Origin of the sequence: Streptomyces silvisoli, from assembly GCF_029269905.1 — a bacterium.
GTDB lineage: Bacteria > Actinomycetota > Actinomycetes > Streptomycetales > Streptomycetaceae > Streptantibioticus_A > Streptantibioticus_A silvisoli_A.
In genome coordinates this window covers 38,644-55,487 of sequence record NZ_JARJBC010000032.1, presented here as the reverse complement: position 1 = coordinate 55,487, position 16,844 = coordinate 38,644, and the positions used below count along the sequence as shown (strand labels likewise).

The 16,844-nt window shown below is 71.0% G+C and carries 13 protein-coding genes, 2 tRNA genes and 1 pseudogene; 7 read left to right on the top strand and 9 right to left on the bottom strand.

Features of this window, described 5'->3' with window-relative positions; genetic code table 11:
* Both P3G67_RS33165 and P3G67_RS33160 read right to left on the bottom strand, forming a co-directional pair.
* Nucleotides 1-342: pseudogene (locus P3G67_RS33165) on the bottom strand (IclR family transcriptional regulator); the annotation flags it as partial.
* Nucleotides 343-1,204: 862 nt separating this feature from the next.
* Nucleotides 1,205-2,038, bottom strand: a complete 834-nt coding sequence (locus P3G67_RS33160) for a DsbA family protein (protein WP_269857763.1) — start codon at nucleotides 2,036-2,038, stop codon at nucleotides 1,205-1,207.
* A 173-nt stretch (nucleotides 2,039-2,211) separates the two neighbouring features.
* Between P3G67_RS33160 and P3G67_RS33155 the strand changes: the two genes are divergently transcribed.
* Complete coding sequence (locus P3G67_RS33155) at nucleotides 2,212-2,712, top strand: DUF3830 family protein (RefSeq protein WP_269857764.1); 501 nt, start codon at nucleotides 2,212-2,214, stop codon at nucleotides 2,710-2,712.
* Here P3G67_RS33155 and P3G67_RS33150 read toward each other — a convergent pair.
* Entirely contained in the window at nucleotides 2,693-4,072 is a 1,380-nt protein-coding gene (locus P3G67_RS33150) for an amidase (RefSeq protein ID WP_276096808.1), read from the bottom strand. The genes P3G67_RS33155 and P3G67_RS33150 overlap by 20 nt on opposite strands.
* 30 nt (nucleotides 4,073-4,102) lie before the next feature.
* Complete coding sequence (locus P3G67_RS33145) at nucleotides 4,103-5,068, bottom strand: D-2-hydroxyacid dehydrogenase (RefSeq protein ID WP_276096807.1); 966 nt, start codon at nucleotides 5,066-5,068, stop codon at nucleotides 4,103-4,105.
* Nucleotides 5,069-5,250: 182 nt separating this feature from the next.
* Between P3G67_RS33145 and P3G67_RS33140 the strand changes: the two genes are divergently transcribed.
* The 4 genes from P3G67_RS33140 to P3G67_RS33125 all read left to right on the top strand — a co-directional run bounded on the left by P3G67_RS33140 (nucleotide 5,251) and on the right by P3G67_RS33125 (nucleotide 10,224).
* Entirely contained in the window at nucleotides 5,251-6,156 is a 906-nt protein-coding gene (locus P3G67_RS33140) for a maleate cis-trans isomerase family protein (RefSeq protein WP_276096806.1), read from the top strand.
* 52 nt (nucleotides 6,157-6,208) lie between these two features.
* Entirely contained in the window at nucleotides 6,209-6,958 is a 750-nt protein-coding gene (locus P3G67_RS33135; RefSeq protein WP_276096805.1) for a maleate cis-trans isomerase family protein, read from the top strand.
* A 215-nt stretch (nucleotides 6,959-7,173) separates the two neighbouring features.
* Nucleotides 7,174-8,283 carry an LLM class flavin-dependent oxidoreductase gene (locus tag P3G67_RS33130; protein WP_276096804.1) on the top strand — a complete coding sequence of 370 codons (1,110 nt, stop codon included), beginning with the start codon at nucleotides 7,174-7,176 and terminating at the stop codon, nucleotides 8,281-8,283.
* Between the two features lie 204 nt (nucleotides 8,284-8,487).
* Nucleotides 8,488-10,224: a glycosyl hydrolase family 18 protein gene (locus tag P3G67_RS33125; RefSeq protein ID WP_276096803.1), complete on the top strand. Its 1,737-nt coding sequence runs from the start codon at nucleotides 8,488-8,490 to the stop codon at nucleotides 10,222-10,224.
* Nucleotides 10,225-10,276: 52 nt separating this feature from the next.
* Here P3G67_RS33125 and P3G67_RS33120 read toward each other — a convergent pair whose 3' ends face one another.
* Nucleotides 10,277-12,070, bottom strand: a complete 1,794-nt coding sequence (locus tag P3G67_RS33120) for a putative bifunctional diguanylate cyclase/phosphodiesterase (RefSeq protein WP_269857771.1) — start codon at nucleotides 12,068-12,070, stop codon at nucleotides 10,277-10,279.
* Between the two features lie 732 nt (nucleotides 12,071-12,802).
* Between P3G67_RS33120 and P3G67_RS33115 the strand changes: the two genes are divergently transcribed.
* Both P3G67_RS33115 and P3G67_RS33110 read left to right on the top strand, forming a co-directional pair.
* Nucleotides 12,803-13,981, top strand: a complete 1,179-nt coding sequence (locus P3G67_RS33115; RefSeq protein WP_269857772.1) for a M6 family metalloprotease domain-containing protein — start codon at nucleotides 12,803-12,805, stop codon at nucleotides 13,979-13,981.
* Nucleotides 13,978-15,225, top strand: coding sequence for a M6 family metalloprotease domain-containing protein (locus tag P3G67_RS33110; RefSeq protein WP_276096802.1), 1,248 nt, complete (start codon nucleotides 13,978-13,980; stop codon nucleotides 15,223-15,225). The genes P3G67_RS33115 and P3G67_RS33110 overlap by 4 nt, the downstream gene beginning before the upstream one ends.
* Nucleotides 15,226-15,252: 27 nt before the next feature.
* On the opposite strand, the gene P3G67_RS33105 is transcribed toward P3G67_RS33110, so the two are convergent.
* The 4 genes from P3G67_RS33105 to P3G67_RS33090 all read right to left on the bottom strand — a co-directional run bounded on the left by P3G67_RS33105 (nucleotide 15,253) and on the right by P3G67_RS33090 (nucleotide 16,737).
* Nucleotides 15,253-15,328, bottom strand: a tRNA-Lys gene (locus P3G67_RS33105).
* Nucleotides 15,329-15,534: 206 nt separating this feature from the next.
* Nucleotides 15,535-15,607, bottom strand: a tRNA-Lys gene (locus P3G67_RS33100).
* 68 nt (nucleotides 15,608-15,675) lie between these two features.
* Entirely contained in the window at nucleotides 15,676-16,209 is a 534-nt protein-coding gene (locus P3G67_RS33095) for a bifunctional DNA primase/polymerase (protein WP_276096801.1), read from the bottom strand.
* A 162-nt stretch (nucleotides 16,210-16,371) separates the two neighbouring features.
* Entirely contained in the window at nucleotides 16,372-16,737 is a 366-nt protein-coding gene (locus tag P3G67_RS33090) for a hypothetical protein (RefSeq protein ID WP_269857775.1), read from the bottom strand.
* Nucleotides 16,738-16,844 lie beyond the last annotated feature (107 nt).

Genomic DNA, 16,844 nt, shown 5'->3' with positions numbered 1-16,844 from the left:
GCCGTCGTCGTAGCGGCTGAAGTAGACCGCCGCGCCGACCTCGTCGCGCAACCTGGCGAGGATCGCCTTGAGCTTGTCGCTCAGGGCGCGCCGCCGGGTGCTGCTACCGAGCAGGACAGCCGATTCGCCGACCACATAGGCACCGTCGGGCTGGAGATCGAGGTAGCCCTCGTTCTTCAACATGGAGAGCAGCGGGGCCAGGTAGTCAACGGGCACGCTTATGTCACGGGAAAGCTGGTCGGCCGTCACGCCGCGGCCATGGCGGTCCACGGTCGCCAGTACGCGCATTGCGTACTGGACCGCCGCGTAGGCCGGCGCGGTCTGTCGGTGCTCCAGCGACACGGTGTCCCCCTCGCAGGTGTGACCGCTTTGCGTGATGGTCGCGACTGCCGGGCACCGGTCGAGGAGATCGGCGGACCGGGCCCCGGCAGTGGACCGGCTTCCACGATAGCCCCAACCGGAGTGCCAAGAGCCCTGGTTGCGTACTTCCATGAGGGTTCTCGCGCGTATATGCAGGGACGTATCACTCTGGCATATGCCTAAGTCAAGAACCGTGCCGGTATGGTCCTTCGGATTACCCGGCCGCCCCTTGGACACCCGCCGGATTGCCGTGGTATCCGGGCAGTTCAGCGTAGTGCCCGGAGGAATTCCAGGCTTCCCGAGTGTTCCGCCGCGCCGGAAATCCCCTTCGGCGCAGCGGACTCGAACACCCGTCGAGGCCCACCGTCCTCAACGGTCCCTTCGCGCGCTCCCCAAGCTCATCCTTGCTCAGTCCGAGCCCACGCAGCGGCGCTTCGGTGACACACGCGACACCGGCCCGGCGGCCTGGGGCCTGTTCGAAGCGGGCCAACTCACCGATCCGCGGAGGCCAGTGGGCCGCGCAGCGTCGGAGTGGTTGTGGTGAAGCAGCGGTACGGTGCCGCCTTGATTCCCACCAGGCCGCTGGGGCTGTCGTTGTGGTGTCAATCTTGCCGCAGGAGACGCCATGGCTTTTCGTGTTGTTCTGAATCCCGATGCCCCCCGGCGGACACTTCATTGAGGCGTCTGACCTGGAGATGTCCGCACGGGTGCGTGGCTTCTTCGGAATTGCCCTTGACGGCGGTCGGTGCCGCACCTGTTTGGTCCGGGCTCGCGGAGGGCACGCGCGTCGAGACCGGTCGGCCCGTGACCGGCGCACGGTCACGGGCCGACCGGTGAACCGGGGTCAGTGCGCCCGTTCGACCTCGGCTGTGAAGTCCTTGGGGGAGACCGGCCCGGTCTGGGTCAGCACGTTCAGCCGCGCCCCGTTGAGCAGCACCGACGGGGTGCCGCCGATCGGCTTGCCGTCGCGGTCCTTGGCGTCGTTGAACGCCTTGCCGGTCTTCACCGCCCAGGGAACGAACGTTCCGTCGCGGACCTCGCGCTCGAACGTCGGGGTCTTCAGTCCCGGCACCTTTCCGGCCAGGTCCAGCAGGTAGTCGGTGTCCGCGAAACGGTCGGTCTGCTCGTCGGGCTGGTTCTCGAACAGCACCTTCTTGTACGCCAGGTACTTCGGCAGGCCGCCCTGGTCGAGCGCGGCGCCGAGGGCGGCGAGCGCGGTCTTGGAGCCGCTCTCGTCCTCGGTGCGGTCCAGGAACGTGGCGGAGTGGTACTCGACGCGGTACTTGCCCTGGTCGGCGAGCTTGCGCACCTCGTCGCCGTCGGTCTGCTCGAACATCCTGCAGATCGGGCAGCGCGGATCCTCGTAGACCGCCAGCACCTTGCCGTTGTGCGGGTCGCCGTACGGGACGGTCACGCCGTCGGCGGCCACGTTCCGCGGGGTCTTCAGCGGCTTGGCCGCGGCGTCGGTGGGGACCCGGGCCCAGTCGTCGTGCTCGCCGGAGCCGGAGGCCGAGCTGGCGAACACCACGCCCGCGGCGGCCGCGGCCACCGCGGCGACGGCGACCGCGCCGATGCCGAGGCGGCGGCGCAGCTTGGACCGCCGCGCCTGACGATCCCGTTCGGCCTTCAGCCGCTCACGTGCCGACTGCTTGTTCTGCCAACTGTTCCTGCTGCTCATGAAGGGGGGCTGCTCCTGCTGGTCGCCGTGTCAGTAGATGGTCTCCTTCGAACCTACCCGATAGCCATATAGGTCATAGTTCAACTACAACCATCACTTATCGGTCACCCAAGCGGGCTTTGGGGCCGCGTCCGTACGGGAAGGGGTCCAGGGGACGCACGCTGGAGGTGGAGTTGATGGAACGATTCGTTGAGATCGGGCTCGCCAAGCGGGCGGTGGCCTGCCGGGTACGGCTGTTGGACGACCGCGCGCCGTTGACCTGTGCCGCGGTCTGGGAGGCGCTGCCGTTGGCGGGCGAGGTGTACCACGCCAAGTACGCGCGCAACGAGGTCTACACCCTGCTGCCCGCCTTCGCGGACGGCGAACCACCGCTGGAGAACCCGACGATCACCCCGATCCCGGGTGACCTGATGTACTTCTCGTTCACCGACACCCTGCTGGGCACGGCCAGTTACGGCTACGGCAGCTCGGCGGGGCACGCGGGCCACTCCAGGGTGGTGGACCTGGCGCTGTTCTACGAGCGCAACAACCTGCTGCTCAACGCCGACACCGGTTTCGTGCCCGGCACCGTGTGGGGCACGGTGGTGGACGGCCTGGACCGGATGGCCGCCGCGGCGCACGACCTGTGGCGGGGCGGGGCGCTGGGGGAGACGCTCACCTTCCGTCGGGCGTGAGCGCGTGCGCGGCGCGTAGCACCAGGGCGTCGGCATGCCGGGCGGCCACCAACTGGGCGCCGATGGGCAGCCCTTCGGGGTCCGTGCCGCAGGGGAGCGTGGCCGCCGGTTGCTGGGTCATGTTGAACGGGTAGGTGAACGGGGTCCAACTCGTCCAACGGTGACCGGGCGCGTCCGGCGGCGCCTCCAGGCCCGCCGCGAAGGCGGTGCGCGGCACGGTGGGCGTCAGCAGCAGGTCGTACTTCTGGTGGAAGCCGCCCATGGTCTGGCCGAGCGCCATCCGCACCTGGGTGGCGCGCACGTAGTCCAACGCGCTGTAACGAGCGCCCTGCTCGGCGATCTCGGCCAGTCCGGGGTCCACCAACTCGCGCTCCTCGGAGCGCAGTTGGGCAACGAGCTGCCCGGCTCCGCTGAACCACAGCACATGGAACGCCTCGACCGGGTCGGTGAACGGCGGATGCGCCTCCTCCACCCGCGCGCCCAGCTCCGCCAACCGGTCAGCCACCCGCCGTACCGCCGCCGCCACCGCGGGTGCCACCGACACCGAACCTCCCAGGTCGGGGCTGTAGGCCACCCGCAACCCGGCCACCCCGCCGGCCAACTCGTCGCGGAAGCAGCCCGCTTGGGGCGGCGGCCCCGACCAGTCGCGCCAGTCCGGGGCGCTGATGACATCCATCATCAGGGCGGCGTCGGCCGCGTCCCGGGTCATCGGCCCCACATGTGCCAGCGTGCCGAACACACTGGCCGGATACAGCGGCACCCGCCCGTAGGTGGGTTTCAGCCCGAAGACGCCACAGAAAGCGGCGGGAATCCGCACCGACCCCCCGCCGTCAGTGCCCAGGCTCAACGGCCCCGCGCCCAGGGCGACCGCCGCCGCACTGCCACCGCTTGAGCCGCCGCAAGTGCGCCGGGGATCATGCGGGTTGCGGGACACGCCGTACAGCGGGCCGTCGGTGACGCCCTTCCAGCCGAACTCCGGGGTGGTCGTCTTGCCGATGAACACCGCGCCGTGCTCGCGCAGCCGCGCCACCGCCGGCGCGTCCTCGTCCCACGGCCCGCCCGCCGGATCGACAGTGCGCGAACCGCGCAGCGTCGGCGCGCCGCGCAGCGGCAGCAGGTCCTTGACCGACACCGGCACCCCGTCCACCAGTCCGGTCGGCTCGCCGCGCCGCCACCGTTCCCTTGACGCCCTGGCGGCCTCCAGAGCTCCGTCGGCGTCCACGCGGCAGAACGCGTTCACGGTCCCGTTGACCGCCTCGACGCGTTCCAGCACCGAACGCAACGCCTCGACGGGCGAGAACGCGCCGGAGCGGTACCCCGCGACGAGTTGGCTGGCAGTCAGTTCGTACAGGTCGGTCATGGCAAGGGGCCTCCTGTCCTTACCGGTCCTTCAGGGCACGGGTACGTAACCCAGCCGCTTGTCCACCACGTTGAACAGTGGCCGTCCGGACGTCCAGCGGTCGAAGTTGTCCAGGAACTGCTCGGCCAGCTCGTCACGCCAGCCGAAGGTGTCACCGCTCATGTGGGGGGAGACCAGCAGACCCGGTACGTCCCACAGCCGGTGGTCGTGGCCGAGCGGCTCGTCCTCGAAGACGTCCAGCACCGCACCCCCGATCCGCCGCTCCAGCAGTGCCTTGACCAGGTCATCGGTGACCACCAGCGGGCCGCGGCCGACGTTCACGAAGCGTGCGGAGCCCTTCATCCGCCCGAAGGCCGCCGCGTCGAACATTCCCCGGGTCTCCTCGGTGAGCGGCGCCGCGCACACCACCCAGTCCGCCTCCGCCAGCAGCGCCGCGAGTTCGGCGCGCCCCCGCACCCGGCCGAACTCCGGGTCGTCCCGCCCGGTCCGGCCCACCAGGTCCAGCCGTACGCCCAGCGCGGCCAGGGTGCGCGCCACCGCTCGCCCGATGGGACCGGCGCCCACCACCACCGCACGGGATCCGGCCACCCGCATCGTCTCCCGGTGGCGCCACCGGCGTTGCCGGTGCAGCTCCCAGGTGCCCTGGAAGTCCTTGGCCAGGGCCAGCACCAGTCCGGTGACGTACTCGGCGATCGGCTGCTCGAAGACGCCCCGGGCGTTGGTCAGCGCGGTGCGCGCGGTGATCAGTGCGGGGAAGACCACCCGGTCCACACCCGCGCTCGCGGTGTGCACCCAGGCCGGCACCGGGCCGTGCTCCGGCCACGCCGCACGCAGCGCGTCGGAGGTGAAGTCCCACACCAGGACCACGTCGGCCGAGCCCAGTTGGTCCGTCAGCCGCCGTGGCTCCGCCCGTACGACACGGGTGCCGGACGGCAGCCGCTCCAACTGCCGGGGAGGTTCGTCGCCGAGCACCAGTAGCGTGGAAATTCCGCCCACCCGTCCCTTTCCGGGGCCGCCGCCCCAAGTGCCGCTGGTGGAAATCCGCTTGGCGTTCGTTGTCCGGTGGATGGATTGACCACGCTAAGAATCCGTATCTACCGTGTCAACAATCCTCCTGTGCATACCACTTGTCGCGCTTAGCCCCTCATTCCGCCATGCGTCCGCAAAGGGGACCTCCGTTGGACATCGCCTTCCTCGGCGGGCCGTTGCCGCAGCGCGGTGTCGGTGTCGTAGCGCCGTTCGACTTCGCCCTCGACCGCGAGCTGTGGCGCTGGGTGCCGGACGATGTGTCACTGCACCTGACGCGCACCCCGTTCGTACCGGTCGAGGTCAGCCTCGACATGGCCCGGATCGTCAGCGAGCACGAGACGTTGCGCGAGGCGGTACGGGCGCTGCACGCCGTCCAGCCGGAGTCGCTGGCCTACGCGTGCACTTCGGGCAGTTTCGTCGGCGGGGTGGCGGGCGAGCGGGCGATGAGCGCGGCGATGAGCCAGGCGTCGGGGGTGGCGCTGCCCGCGGTGACCACCTCGGGCGCTCTGCTGGCGGCGCTGGGCGAGATCGGCGCCCGCCGGGTCGCGGTGGTCACCCCGTACACCAGGTCGGTGACCGACTCCCTGGAGGCGTTCCTGCGCGAGGCCGGGATCGCGGTCACCGGGCGGGCCTACCTCGGGCTGACCCGGCAGATCTGGCAGGTGCCGTACCGCGATGTGGTGGACATGGCCCGCAGTGCGGTGGTGGGCGCGGCCGACGCGCTGTTCATCAGTTGCACCAACCTGCCGACGTACGACGTGATCCCGCAGTTGGAGGCGGAGCTGCGGCTGCCGGTGCTGTCCGCGAACCAGGTGACGATGTGGGCGGCGCTGCGCCGCATCGGCGCGGCGGCCGTCGGCCCGTACCAGGCGCTGCTGGACGCCTCGGCGCGGGCCGGGACCGGGCTGGTGGTGGGGCTGCCGGTGGAGCCGTTCCCGGCGGTGGAGGCCTCGGCGCTGCCCGAAGTCGCCCTGGCCGGGCCGCCGTTCGGGGACGCGGAGGTGTTCGACGCCCTCGATCCACCGCCGCCACCGGAGGATCCGCTCGTCAACTGACGCCGCCGCACCGGCTGGTGTGTCGCCGGAACATGTGGGAAGGGGCGGGGGTATGGCTGTTGGCTTCCTCTATCCCGGCCACTCCGCCGAGGACGACTATCCGCGACTGGAACGGCTGCTCGCCGCGTCGGGACCGCCGGTCCGACTACCGCTGGTGCACACCGACATCGGTGAGGACGCGCACCGTGTCGACGCGCTGCTGGAGATGGGCTCCGCGGCCCGACTCGCCGACGGGGCCCGGCAGTTGGCCGGTACGGGGGTGCGGGCCGTGGTCTGGGCGTGCACCTCCGCCAGCTTCGTCTTCGGCTGGGCGGGCGCGGGCGAGCAGGTACGGGAGCTGTCCCGGGCGGCGGGACTGCCCGCGTCCTCGACCTCGTTCGCCTTCGCGCACGCGGTACGGGCGCTGGGCGTGCGGCGGGTCGCGGTCGCCGCGACGTATCCGCGGGACGTGGCCGAGCGCTTCGTGGCGTTCCTCGCCGAGGCCGGGGTCTCGGTGGTGGGCGCCCTGAGCAGCGGCATCGTGACCGCCGCCGAGGTCGGTACGTGGGGGCGCGACGAGGTGCTGCGGCTCGCGCGGGGTGGTGACCACCCGGACGCGGAAGCGGTGCTGCTGCCGGACACCGCGCTGCACACGGCGGCCTGGCTGGACGACCTGGAGTCCGCGCTCGGCAAGCCGGTGCTCACCGCCAACCAGGTCACCGTGTGGGAGGGCCTGAGGCTGATCGGCGCGGAACGCTCCCGCTCGGGGCTGGGCGCGTTGTTCGCTCCAGTGGGGGCCGGGGACGCCACCGGCCCACGATGAGTTCGGCACCGCCGGGCCCGGCTGCCGCCCGTCGGGGGCTGGCCCTTGCCCCGCCGCGGGAGACGTAGGCGTGGCCGCAGCGGGATCCCGCGGGCCGTGCCGGGGCGGTCCTCGCCCGGACCGCGAGCCCCGGGGATAAAGCACCGGGAATAACCGGAGCCAGCATCCGGTTAGCAGCTCGCAGTAGAGGCAACGCGAGCGGGAGGCACGGCGTCGTGGCTGATGAGCGGCGGAACGGGGACGAGATTCGCGGGACGGTGCGAGGCACCGCGCCCGTGCCGTTGTCCGTGTTGGATCTGGCGACCGTCGGCAGCGGGCTGACCGCCACGCAGGCGCTGCGCACCAGCGCGGCGCTCGCACGGCTGGCCGAGGCCCGTGGCTTCCAGCGGTTCTGGGTCGCCGAGCACCACTCCATGCCGGGAGTCGCCAGTTCCTCCCCGGCCGTGATCCTGGCCAACATCGCCGCGCACACCCACACCATCCGGCTCGGCTCGGGTGGTGTCATGCTGCCCAACCACGCGCCGCTGGTCATCGCCGAGCAGTTCGGCACCCTGGAGGCGCTGGCGCCCGGCCGCGTCGACCTCGGTCTCGGCCGCGCGCCGGGTACGGACGGCGCCACGGCGGCGGCGCTGCGCCGCAGCGACGCGCTGCGCGAGGCCGCCGACGACTTCCCGCGGCAGCTCGCCGAGCTGATCCGCTTCCTGGACGACGACTTCCCCGACGGCCATCCGTACCGGCGGATCCATGCCGTGCCGGGACCGGTCCAGGGCGGTGTGGCCGGCGGGGTGCAGTCGCCGCACCGGCCGCCGGTGTGGCTGCTGGGGTCCAGTGGGTTCAGCGCACGACTGGCGGGCGAGTTGGGGCTGCCGTTCGCCTTCGCGCACCACTTCTCCGCGCGCAACACGGTTCCGGCACTGGAGCTGTACCGGGAGACCTTCCGCCCGTCGGCGATACTGGACCGCCCGTACGCGCTGATAGGGGTGCAGGCCTTCGCCGCCGAGGAGGAGAAGGAGGCCCGCCGCCAGGTGCTCACCGGTGCCCTGGCGATGCTGCGGCTGCGCACCGGCCGCCCCGGTCTGGTGCCCACGCCGGAGGAGGCGGACGGGTACCCGTTCAGCCCGATGGAGCGGGAGTTCGTGGACTCGTGGCTGGCGGACGTCGAGTACGGCACGCCCGAGACGGTGCGCGAGGGGTTGAACGAGCTGCGGAAGCGCACCGGCGCCGACGAGTTGATGATCACGTCCAACGCGCACGGCGGTGACGCCCGGCTGCGTTCGCTCGAACTGATCGCCGACGCCTACGAGTTGCCCGCCGCGGGCGGCTGACGCTTCCACGTCCAAGGGTGGTCCAGATCGGTGGGTCGCACCCCACCGGCCTGGACCTCTCGCTGCGCGGAAAATGGTCTAGTCCAAGATTAGTCCAGACCATTGACGTGGACCTGACCGGTCGGTATTTCCATAACCAGCCGGTGAAACAGCGGGGCCATGCCCCCTCCGCCCGGCCTCCACCCTGCCCAGGAGGTCCCCCACGTGCGCTTTTCCCGTAGCCCCAGCAGACCACTGACAGCCGCGCTGTCCGTGCTGGCACTGGCCGCGGCCGGTCTCGGCGTCGCCGCGCAGGCCGACGCGTCGTCAGCCGTCCGGCCCGCGGTGCACGCCGCGACCGCGGCCAACACCACCGGTGCGGCGGCCACCAGCGGCGGCCTGAAGGTCGCGTACTACGACCAGTGGTCGATCTACCAGAACGCCTTCTACCCCAAGAACGTCGACAGCGAGGGGATGGCGGGCAAACTCGACTACCTGATCTACGACTTCGAGAACATCGACCCCACCAACCTCACCTGCTTCGAGACCACCAAGGCCACCGACCCTGATCCAGGCGGTGAGAACGACCCCAACGCCGGTGACGGCGCCGGGGACTCGTTCGCCGACTACCAGAAGTCCTACGGCTCGGACATCAGCGTGGACGGCACCGCCGACACCTGGAACCAGCCGATCGCGGGCAACTTCCACCAGCTCCAGGAGCTCAAGGCGAAGAATCCGCACCTGAAGGTGCTGCTCTCGCTGGGCGGTTGGACGTACTCCAAGTACTTCTCCGACGCGGCGGCCAGCGACGCCTCGCGCAAGAAGCTGGTCTCGTCCTGCATCGACATGTTCATCAAGGGCAACCTGCCCTCGCAGGGCGGCTACGGCGGCCCCGGTACCGCCAAGGGCATCTTCGACGGCTTCGACATCGACTGGGAGTACCCGGGTGGCGGCGGACACGTCGGCAACCACTCCAGCACCGCCGACAAGCAGGACTTCACCGCGCTGCTCGCCGAGTTCCGCTCGGAGCTGGACGCCCAGGGCCAGGCCGACGGCAAGAGCTACGCCCTCAGCGCGGCCATCCCCGCGGGCCAGGACAAGATCACCAATGTGCAGACCGACAAGATCGGCCAGTACCTGACGTTCGGTGACGTCATGACGTACGACATGCACGGCGGTTGGGAGGCCACCGGGCCCACGAACCACGCCGCACCGGTCTACGACAACCCCAACGACCCCAGCCAACCCATCGCCCCGGGCACCGAGAAGTACTCCGACGACGCGGCGATCCGGGCCTACACCGTGGGCGACCAGCAGTACGGCATACCCGGCGGCTTCCCGGCCAACAAGCTCAACCTCGGGGTGCCGTTCTACTACCGGGGCTGGACCGGCGTACCGGCGGGCAGCAACCACGGCCTGTTCCAGAGCGCTACCGGACCGGCCGCCGGCTCCGCCGACTCCGGGAACGTACCGGGCATCAGGATGTACAAGGAGCTGGGCGGGATCGTCGACAACCCCGGTGACACCTTCTGGGACCCCGCGGCGCAGGCGGCGTACTTCTACGACGGCAACAACTTCTGGTCCGGCGAGGACGCCCAGTCCATCCAGGCCAAGGCCGACTACCTGCACTGCAACGGGCTCGGCGGCACCATGATGTTCTCGCTCTACGACCTGGACCAGAGCGCGTCGCTGTTCAACGACACCGTCAACGACACCAACGGCTCGGCCGCCTCGTGCAGTTCGAGCCCGACCCCCACCCCGACACCGACGCCGACCCCCACTCCGACCCCGACCCCACCGGGCACCTGCACCGCCGCGCCGTGGGACAAGTCCGCGATCTACACCGCGGGCAACACCGTCTCGTACGGCGGACACAGCTGGAAGGCCAAGTGGTGGACGCAGGGCGAACAGCCCGGCACCACCGGCCAGTGGGGCGTCTGGCAGGACCTCGGCGCCTGCTGAGTCCGCGCCGGACCGCCTCCCCCCACCCGTGATGCTCGGCGGGCTCCGCCGGTCAACGCCCGCCGAGCATCGCGGAGATGCGCTCCGCCGCGACCGGGCGGGAGTAGAACCACCCCTGACCGGTGTCGCATCCGATCCGCCGCAGCCGCTCGGCCTGCTCCGCGTTCTCCACGCACTCCGCGGTGACGGTCAGTCCGAGCCGGTGCGCCAGCTCCACCAGGGCCACGACGATCGTCTCGTCGGCGGGGTTCGGATGTTCGGGCGAACGGAAGCCCCGCACAAACGATCCGTCCAACTTCAGTGCGGCCACGGGGAGTCGGCTCAGATACGCCAGGTTCGAATAGCCGGTGCCGAAGTCGTCGATGGCGATCCGCACACCCATCTCGCTCAGCGCGTGCAGCGCCTGCAACGGCTGCCCCGCCGAACCCATCACCGCCGACTCGGTCAGCTCCAACTGGAGCAGTTCCGGGGGCAGTCCGGTCTCGTCCAGGATCTCGGCCACATCGGTCACCAGATCCGAGTCCCACACCTGCCGCACCGCCACGTTGACGCTGACGAACAGCGGCTCGTCCGGGTGGTCCTTCTGCCAGGCCCGGGCTCGCCGGCAGGACTCGGCGAGCACCCAGTGGCCGAGCTGGACGATCGAGCCGTTCTCCTCGGCAAGACCGATGAAGCGATTCGGCGCCAGCCTGCCGAACTGGGGGTGCTCCCAGCGCACCAGCGCCTCCACCCCGCGCAGCGCGCCACCGGACAGCGCGACCAGCGGTTGGTACTCCAGTACGAACTCGCCGCGCTCCACCGCCTGCCGCAGCGTGCTGGACAGCGACTGGCGGGTCATCCGGTGTGCGTTGCGCTCCGGGTCGAAAAGCGTCCAGCGCGCCTTGCCGTCCGCCTTGGCCCAGTACAGCGTGGTGTCGGCGGCCTGCATCAGACAGGTCGGCGAGGTGCCCGCGGTGGGCCGCTCGACCACGCCGATGCTCGCCGAGACCGCCAGCCGGTGCCCCTCCAGGTCGAACGGCCGTTGCAGCGCGGACAGCACGGTGTCGGCGAGCGCCACCAACTGCTCGGTGTCCTGCGACTCCTCCACCAGCAGGGCGAACTCGTCGCCGCCGAGCCGGGCGGCCAGATGGCCGCCCTCGGCGACGCAGGCGAGCAGCCGGGTGGCGACCGCGGCCAGCAGCCGGTCGCCGATGGCGTGCCCCAGCGTGTCGTTGACCGCCTTGAAGCCGTCCAGGTCGAGGTAGCAGATCCCGACCCGGCCGCTGGTCGGCGAGCGCAGCGCGGCCGACAGCCGCTCGAAGAACAGGGCGCGGTTGGGCAGCCGGGTCACCGGGTCGTGCATCTGCAAGTGGCGCAGCCGGGCGGCCAGTTCGCGCTGCTCGGTCACGTCCTCCACGGACAGCAGCGCGCCCGCGGAGCGTGCGCCCTGGTCGCGTTGGCGCAGCGACTCGATGGTGACCTCGGCCCACATCCCGTGGCCGTCACGGCTTTTGAGCCGACAGGTCCTGCGCAGCCGCTCCCGGGCACCGCGCAGTACGTCCTGGTACGCGTCCCGGGACCGCTCGTCGCCGCCGAGTCCGACGAGTTCGGCGGCCCGGCGGTCGGCCAGTCCGGCCGGGTCGGTGCCGAGCAACGAGCCCAGCGCCGGGTTGGCCGCCAGCAGTCGTCCGTCGCGGTCGACCAACGCCATCGCGGTTCGCGCGGCGTTGAAAGCGGCGTGATAATCGCGGAGCTCCGCGGCGGCGCTTCCAGGGATCGGATTGTCACACTCCGTGACGTCTCTGGAGCACTCCGCGGGCTCGCTTTCCCGGCTGACCAAAGGTCCGCCTTCAGCTTGCTCCCGCATCGCAGTCGTCTCGCACAGGTAGTCGGGGAGGTGTGGAGGGAACCGCCGGAAGCGGTTCCTATGCTGGAAATGTGGCGATCATAGAGGTTCGTAGCGGGCCTGAGCCACTGTCACGGTGGTGATTCTTGGCACGTGAAACAGGGTGGGAAGCGGAGTGACCGTTCCTTCGATATCGATGTACCCCTCCGCGTCGGATGCTGCACCCAAATGATCGAACGGGATCACTGGTTACGGAGTGTAGTTAACTGAGCCTGCCTCAATTGGCTCAGTAGAACAGGGCGTACACCCGCAAACCATCACAGGCTGGATGGGTAAGCGAGGGTGGCCCGACTCCTTCCGGGCCGGATCCGTCCGGGAGGCGGTGTGCGAGATCGCCTACGGCGCGTTCGGAGCCGCCTCCAGCCCCGCGCGCACGCCGCGACAAGCCGTCGCACGCCCATTGCGACCGGCGTATCGGCTTCGCCGGATACGCCGGTTGTGCGAGGTCCGCGCGGCGGCGGGGGCGCGGGGGGCGGTACCGGCCGCGCGCGGGGCTCCGGCCTCCCCCCGGCAGGGCGGGCGGCGCGGGCTTCGGTGGGCTGGAGACCGCCGGGTCACGCCGTTCAGGTGGCTCGCCGCTGCGGAGGGCAGAAGGTCTCGCCACGGTGGCGGATGGGGGGCGCGGGGTGCGGCGGGGGTGGGCGAGGCGCGGGGAGCACCGCCGGCGAGGGGTGGAACCGGCGGGGGGTGGCCATGGTGGTGGGGTTCGTGGCGCTCGTGGCGTGGAGCCTGGTGGCGGGGCCCGCGGCCGCCGCGCCGATGCGGGGGCCGTGCGCGCTGGAACGCACCGACGTACGGCACTCGGAGGGCGTGGACCGCTGGAACGGCGGCTACCCCCGCCCGTTGGGCGACGTGAACGCCGTCATGGTCTTCCTCTCGTTCCCCGACCACGTCCCCGACGTCGACACGCGGGCACTGACCGCCGATCACTTCCCGGCCACCACCACGTTCCTGACCCGCGCCTCGTACGGGCGCCTCCGGCTCCACCCGCACGTCGTACAGCGCTGGTTCCGCATGCCGCGCCCCTCCACGGCGTACGGCATCCACCGCGACTGGGCCGACGGGCTGCGCGCGCAGTACCTCCAGGACGCGATCTCGACCGTCGGCGGAGCCGTCGACTTCCGGCGCTACCCGGTGATCTACCTCGTCGCCGACCCGGACGCCCGCGGCGTGGACGCCGACGCCACCAAGGTGATCAACCTCGCCCGCCCGATCCACTCCGGCCACGCCACCATCGACCGACTGGTGACCGTCTTCGAACACCACCCGCCGGACCAGAACGTACTGGCCCACGAGACCAACCACGTCTTCGACCTGCCGGACCTGTACTTCCGCCCGCCCCCCGGCAGCAACGACTCCTGGGACACCCGGGTGGGCGACTGGGACCTCATGGGCAGCCAGTTCGCCCTGGCCCCCGACCTGTTCGCCTGGCACCGCTGGAAGTACGGCTGGATAGACCCCGGCCAGGTGGTCTGCGTGGACCATCCGGGTACCACCACGCGCACCCTGTCCCCCGTCGAGGTGCGCGGCGGCACCAAGCTGATCGTGGTCCGCGTCAACGTCACCACGGCACTGGCGATCGAGGCCAGGGAGGCCCGGGGCAACGACGAGCACGCCTGCACCCAGGGCGTACTGCTCTACGAGGTGCACACCGACATCCAGTCCGGCGAGGGGCCGATCACCGTGATGGACGGCCATCCGTGGACCGGCGCCTGCTACGGCACGTCCGTGTACCCGCAGCTCGCCGACGCGCCGCTCGGCGTGGGCGAGTCGTACACGTACCACTTCGGGCGCCTGGCGCAGGACGTGCTGAACATCCATGTCGATCGCCACGGGCACCGCGGCTGGACCGTCACGGCGGACGAGCGATGAGGCGGGCGAAGCGCAGGGAGGGCCACATATGGTGGAAAGCCGCCGCGATGGCCGGTGTCCTGCTGCTCGGCGGCGGCAGCTCCACCCTGATCGGCCCGACCGCGTCCAGCGCGCCCCCGACGTCGGCGACCCCCTCCGGCCGCCCCTGCGCACTGCGGGCCCACCGGGGCACCGAGATGTCCGAGGGTTTCGCCGCGCTCCGCGACCCCGCCTACGCCAGGTCCACCGGGGAGGTGCGCGCCCTCACCCTGTTCATCGACTTCCCGGACGCGCCCGCCCGGGAGAGCGCGGGCAGCCGCTACGCCGAGTTCTTCCCGTTCGTACCGCGGTGGTACGCCCGCGCCTCGTACGGCAGGCTGCGCTACCACGTCTTCCCGGTGCTGCGGTACTTCCGGATGCCGCGCACGTTCGAGTCGTACGGGATAACGCGCGGCTACGGGTGGTCGGTGCACCGCGCGATGATGCGGGACCTGGCCGCGGTGGTCGGGCGCAGCGTGGACTTCCGCGGCTACGACCTGGTCAACGTGATCGCCACGCCCAACGCGGGGCCGCCCGCGGACGAGACGGTGCTCTCCGTCACATGGACCGGCGGCACCGCCGCGCGCACCGAGGACGGCACCCATCTCGACCGGGTCTCCATGATCTACGGCCACGACCAGGCCGGACCGCGGGTGCTCGCGCATGAGAACGGACACATACTCGGCCTGCCCGACCTCTACGCCGCCGACGACTTCCACCGCACCGACCGGCTCGCCGGCCAGTGGGACATCATGTCCCTGGACTGGGGGTTGCAGAGCGATCCGTTCGCCTGGCACAAGTGGCGCCTGGGCTGGCTGGACGACGCTCAGGTGGGGTGCGTCACCAGACCTGGAGCGCGGATCTTCCAGCTCGCGCCCCTTGAGCTGCCGGGCGGCCGCAAGGCGGTGGTGATCCCGTACGGCCGCAGAGCCGCGTATGTGGTGGAGGCGCGCACGGCGCGGGGGAACGACGCGTCGGCGTGCAGCGAGGGGGTGCTGGTGTACCGGGTGCGCACGGATGTGGACACGGGGGACGGGCCGATCAAGGTCATCGACGCCCATCCGGGCACCACTGCCTGCGAATTCAGCAGCGGCTCGTTCAACTCCCTCAACGACGCTCCCTACCGCGCGGGGGAGCGGTTCGCCGACCGCGACAAGGGCATAGGGGTCGACGTACTCGCCAGGGACGCCGACGGCGGCTGGACGATAAGGGTGACAAAAAAGTAGGCCCCCACGATCACGTGGGGGCCTCCATGGTGCGCCGCCAGGGACTTGAACCCCGAACCCGCTGATTAAGAGTCAGCTGCTCTGCCAGTTGAGCTAGCGGCGCCTGTGCGGGAAATACTACCTGACGAAAGGGCGTGCCCTGACCACCCGGCCCTCCGGCCCGAAGCCCACCGGGCGCGGCCCGTCGGGTCTGGTGGCGGAGTTCCGAAGGGGCGGGGGAGCGGAGCCCTCCCGACGAGGCCCGAGCGCCCGGCGTACCCGCACCGCCACATGCAAAGAGGCCCCACACGCAAGCGTGTGGGGCCGTTGTGCGCCGCCAGGGACTTGAACCCCGAACCCGCTGATTAAGAGTCAGCTGCTCTGCCAGTTGAGCTAGCGGCGCCGGTCAACGTCGAAGACCTTAGCACCCTGATCCGGAGGAAGAAAAATCGATAAGTCTTCCCTCCTGGTTCACCTCCCGTCCCGCCCCGCGTGGGCCGCCCGCAGGCAGGCCCAGAGCAGCACGGGCGCGCCCGGCAGCCAGGGGTGCCGGGCGCCCGGCGCCACCAGCCAGCGCGACCTGCTGGCACTGTGCTGTCCGTCACACCCCGGCACCAGCGGCGGCACCGTCACCGTCTCGCCCGGCCCGTGGCACATCAGTGGCGGCACCGGCACGCCCCACTCCTCCCAGGCCAGCAGCGCGGGCAGCCGCTCGGCGGTGCCGGGTACGGCGAAGACCAGGATCCGGCCGCGGTGTACCGCCACCGGCCCGCAGCCCGGGCCGGCCGCCCATAACCGGTCCAGGACCCGGCGGCCGAACAGTGCCGGCAGGTTCAGCACGTCGAACGCCGTCCCGCACGGCAGCACGCTGGGCGCCGTGGGCCGCGCCGCCCACAGGGCGTGGACACTGCGCGGGAAGGCGCTGGCCGAGGCGAGCCAGTCCGCCCCGTCGACCGTCACGTACTCGGCACGCAGCATGGCGTCCGGCTCCCAGGTATCCGTCATGGCAGACAGATCTACCGGCGCTGTGCACTGCCTTTCGCCGGATCACCGGAAACCGGGACGCCCCTGGCCGCGCGGCACTACGCTTCTCGCATATGCCACCGGCTTGTGGATCCCGTGCATCAGCACGTGCACAGCGTCATTGACCGATCGGTGGACGGCGCCTCACTCGCGCGGCGGCTGCCCGTTGAGCAGCTCCAGGCCGAAGTCGACCATCCGCTTCGCGTAGTCCTCGCTCCAATCGGCACGCTCCGCGATCGCGGCGATCGACATCCGGTCGAACCGCCGGGGATCCGCGAGCTGCGCCGCCGCGATCGCCTGGAACTCGGTGGCTCGGTCGGCCGCCGCCCGGAACGCCAGCGCCAGCTCGGTGGAGCGGTCCAGCAGCCGCCCCGGGTCCTCTATCGACTCCAGGTCGAAGAAGTGCTCGGGGTCGGAGGCCGCCGCCTCGGGTTCGAAAAGCAGCCGCGCGGGCCGCATCCGGTGCTGGGCTGCGTCTGGCGTCTGCTGAGCCGACTGCGGCTCGGACATCTAGGTACCTCCAGATCGTGGGCCGCCTACCATTGTCCCGCACGAGGCAAGGCCGCCGAGCGCCGTGTTCGTTCGGCCGCTTCGGGCGGCGTGCCGGACTCCGCCCG

Coding starts and splice junctions, on each gene's coding strand:
- P3G67_RS33160 (WP_269857763.1), bottom strand. CDS start 2,038: ATGAGCAGCAGGAACAGTTGGCAGAACAAGCAGTCGGCACGTGAGCGG.
- P3G67_RS33150 (WP_276096808.1), bottom strand. CDS start 4,072: ATGACCGACCTGTACGAACTGACTGCCAGCCAACTCGTCGCGGGGTAC.
- P3G67_RS33135 (WP_276096805.1), top strand. CDS start 6,209: ATGGCTGTTGGCTTCCTCTATCCCGGCCACTCCGCCGAGGACGACTAT.
- P3G67_RS33120 (WP_269857771.1), bottom strand. CDS start 12,070: ATGCGGGAGCAAGCTGAAGGCGGACCTTTGGTCAGCCGGGAAAGCGAG.
- P3G67_RS33115 (WP_269857772.1), top strand. CDS start 12,803: ATGGTGGTGGGGTTCGTGGCGCTCGTGGCGTGGAGCCTGGTGGCGGGG.
- P3G67_RS33110 (WP_276096802.1), top strand. CDS start 13,978: ATGAGGCGGGCGAAGCGCAGGGAGGGCCACATATGGTGGAAAGCCGCC.
- P3G67_RS33095 (WP_276096801.1), bottom strand. CDS start 16,209: ATGACGGATACCTGGGAGCCGGACGCCATGCTGCGTGCCGAGTACGTG.
- P3G67_RS33090 (WP_269857775.1), bottom strand. CDS start 16,737: ATGTCCGAGCCGCAGTCGGCTCAGCAGACGCCAGACGCAGCCCAGCAC.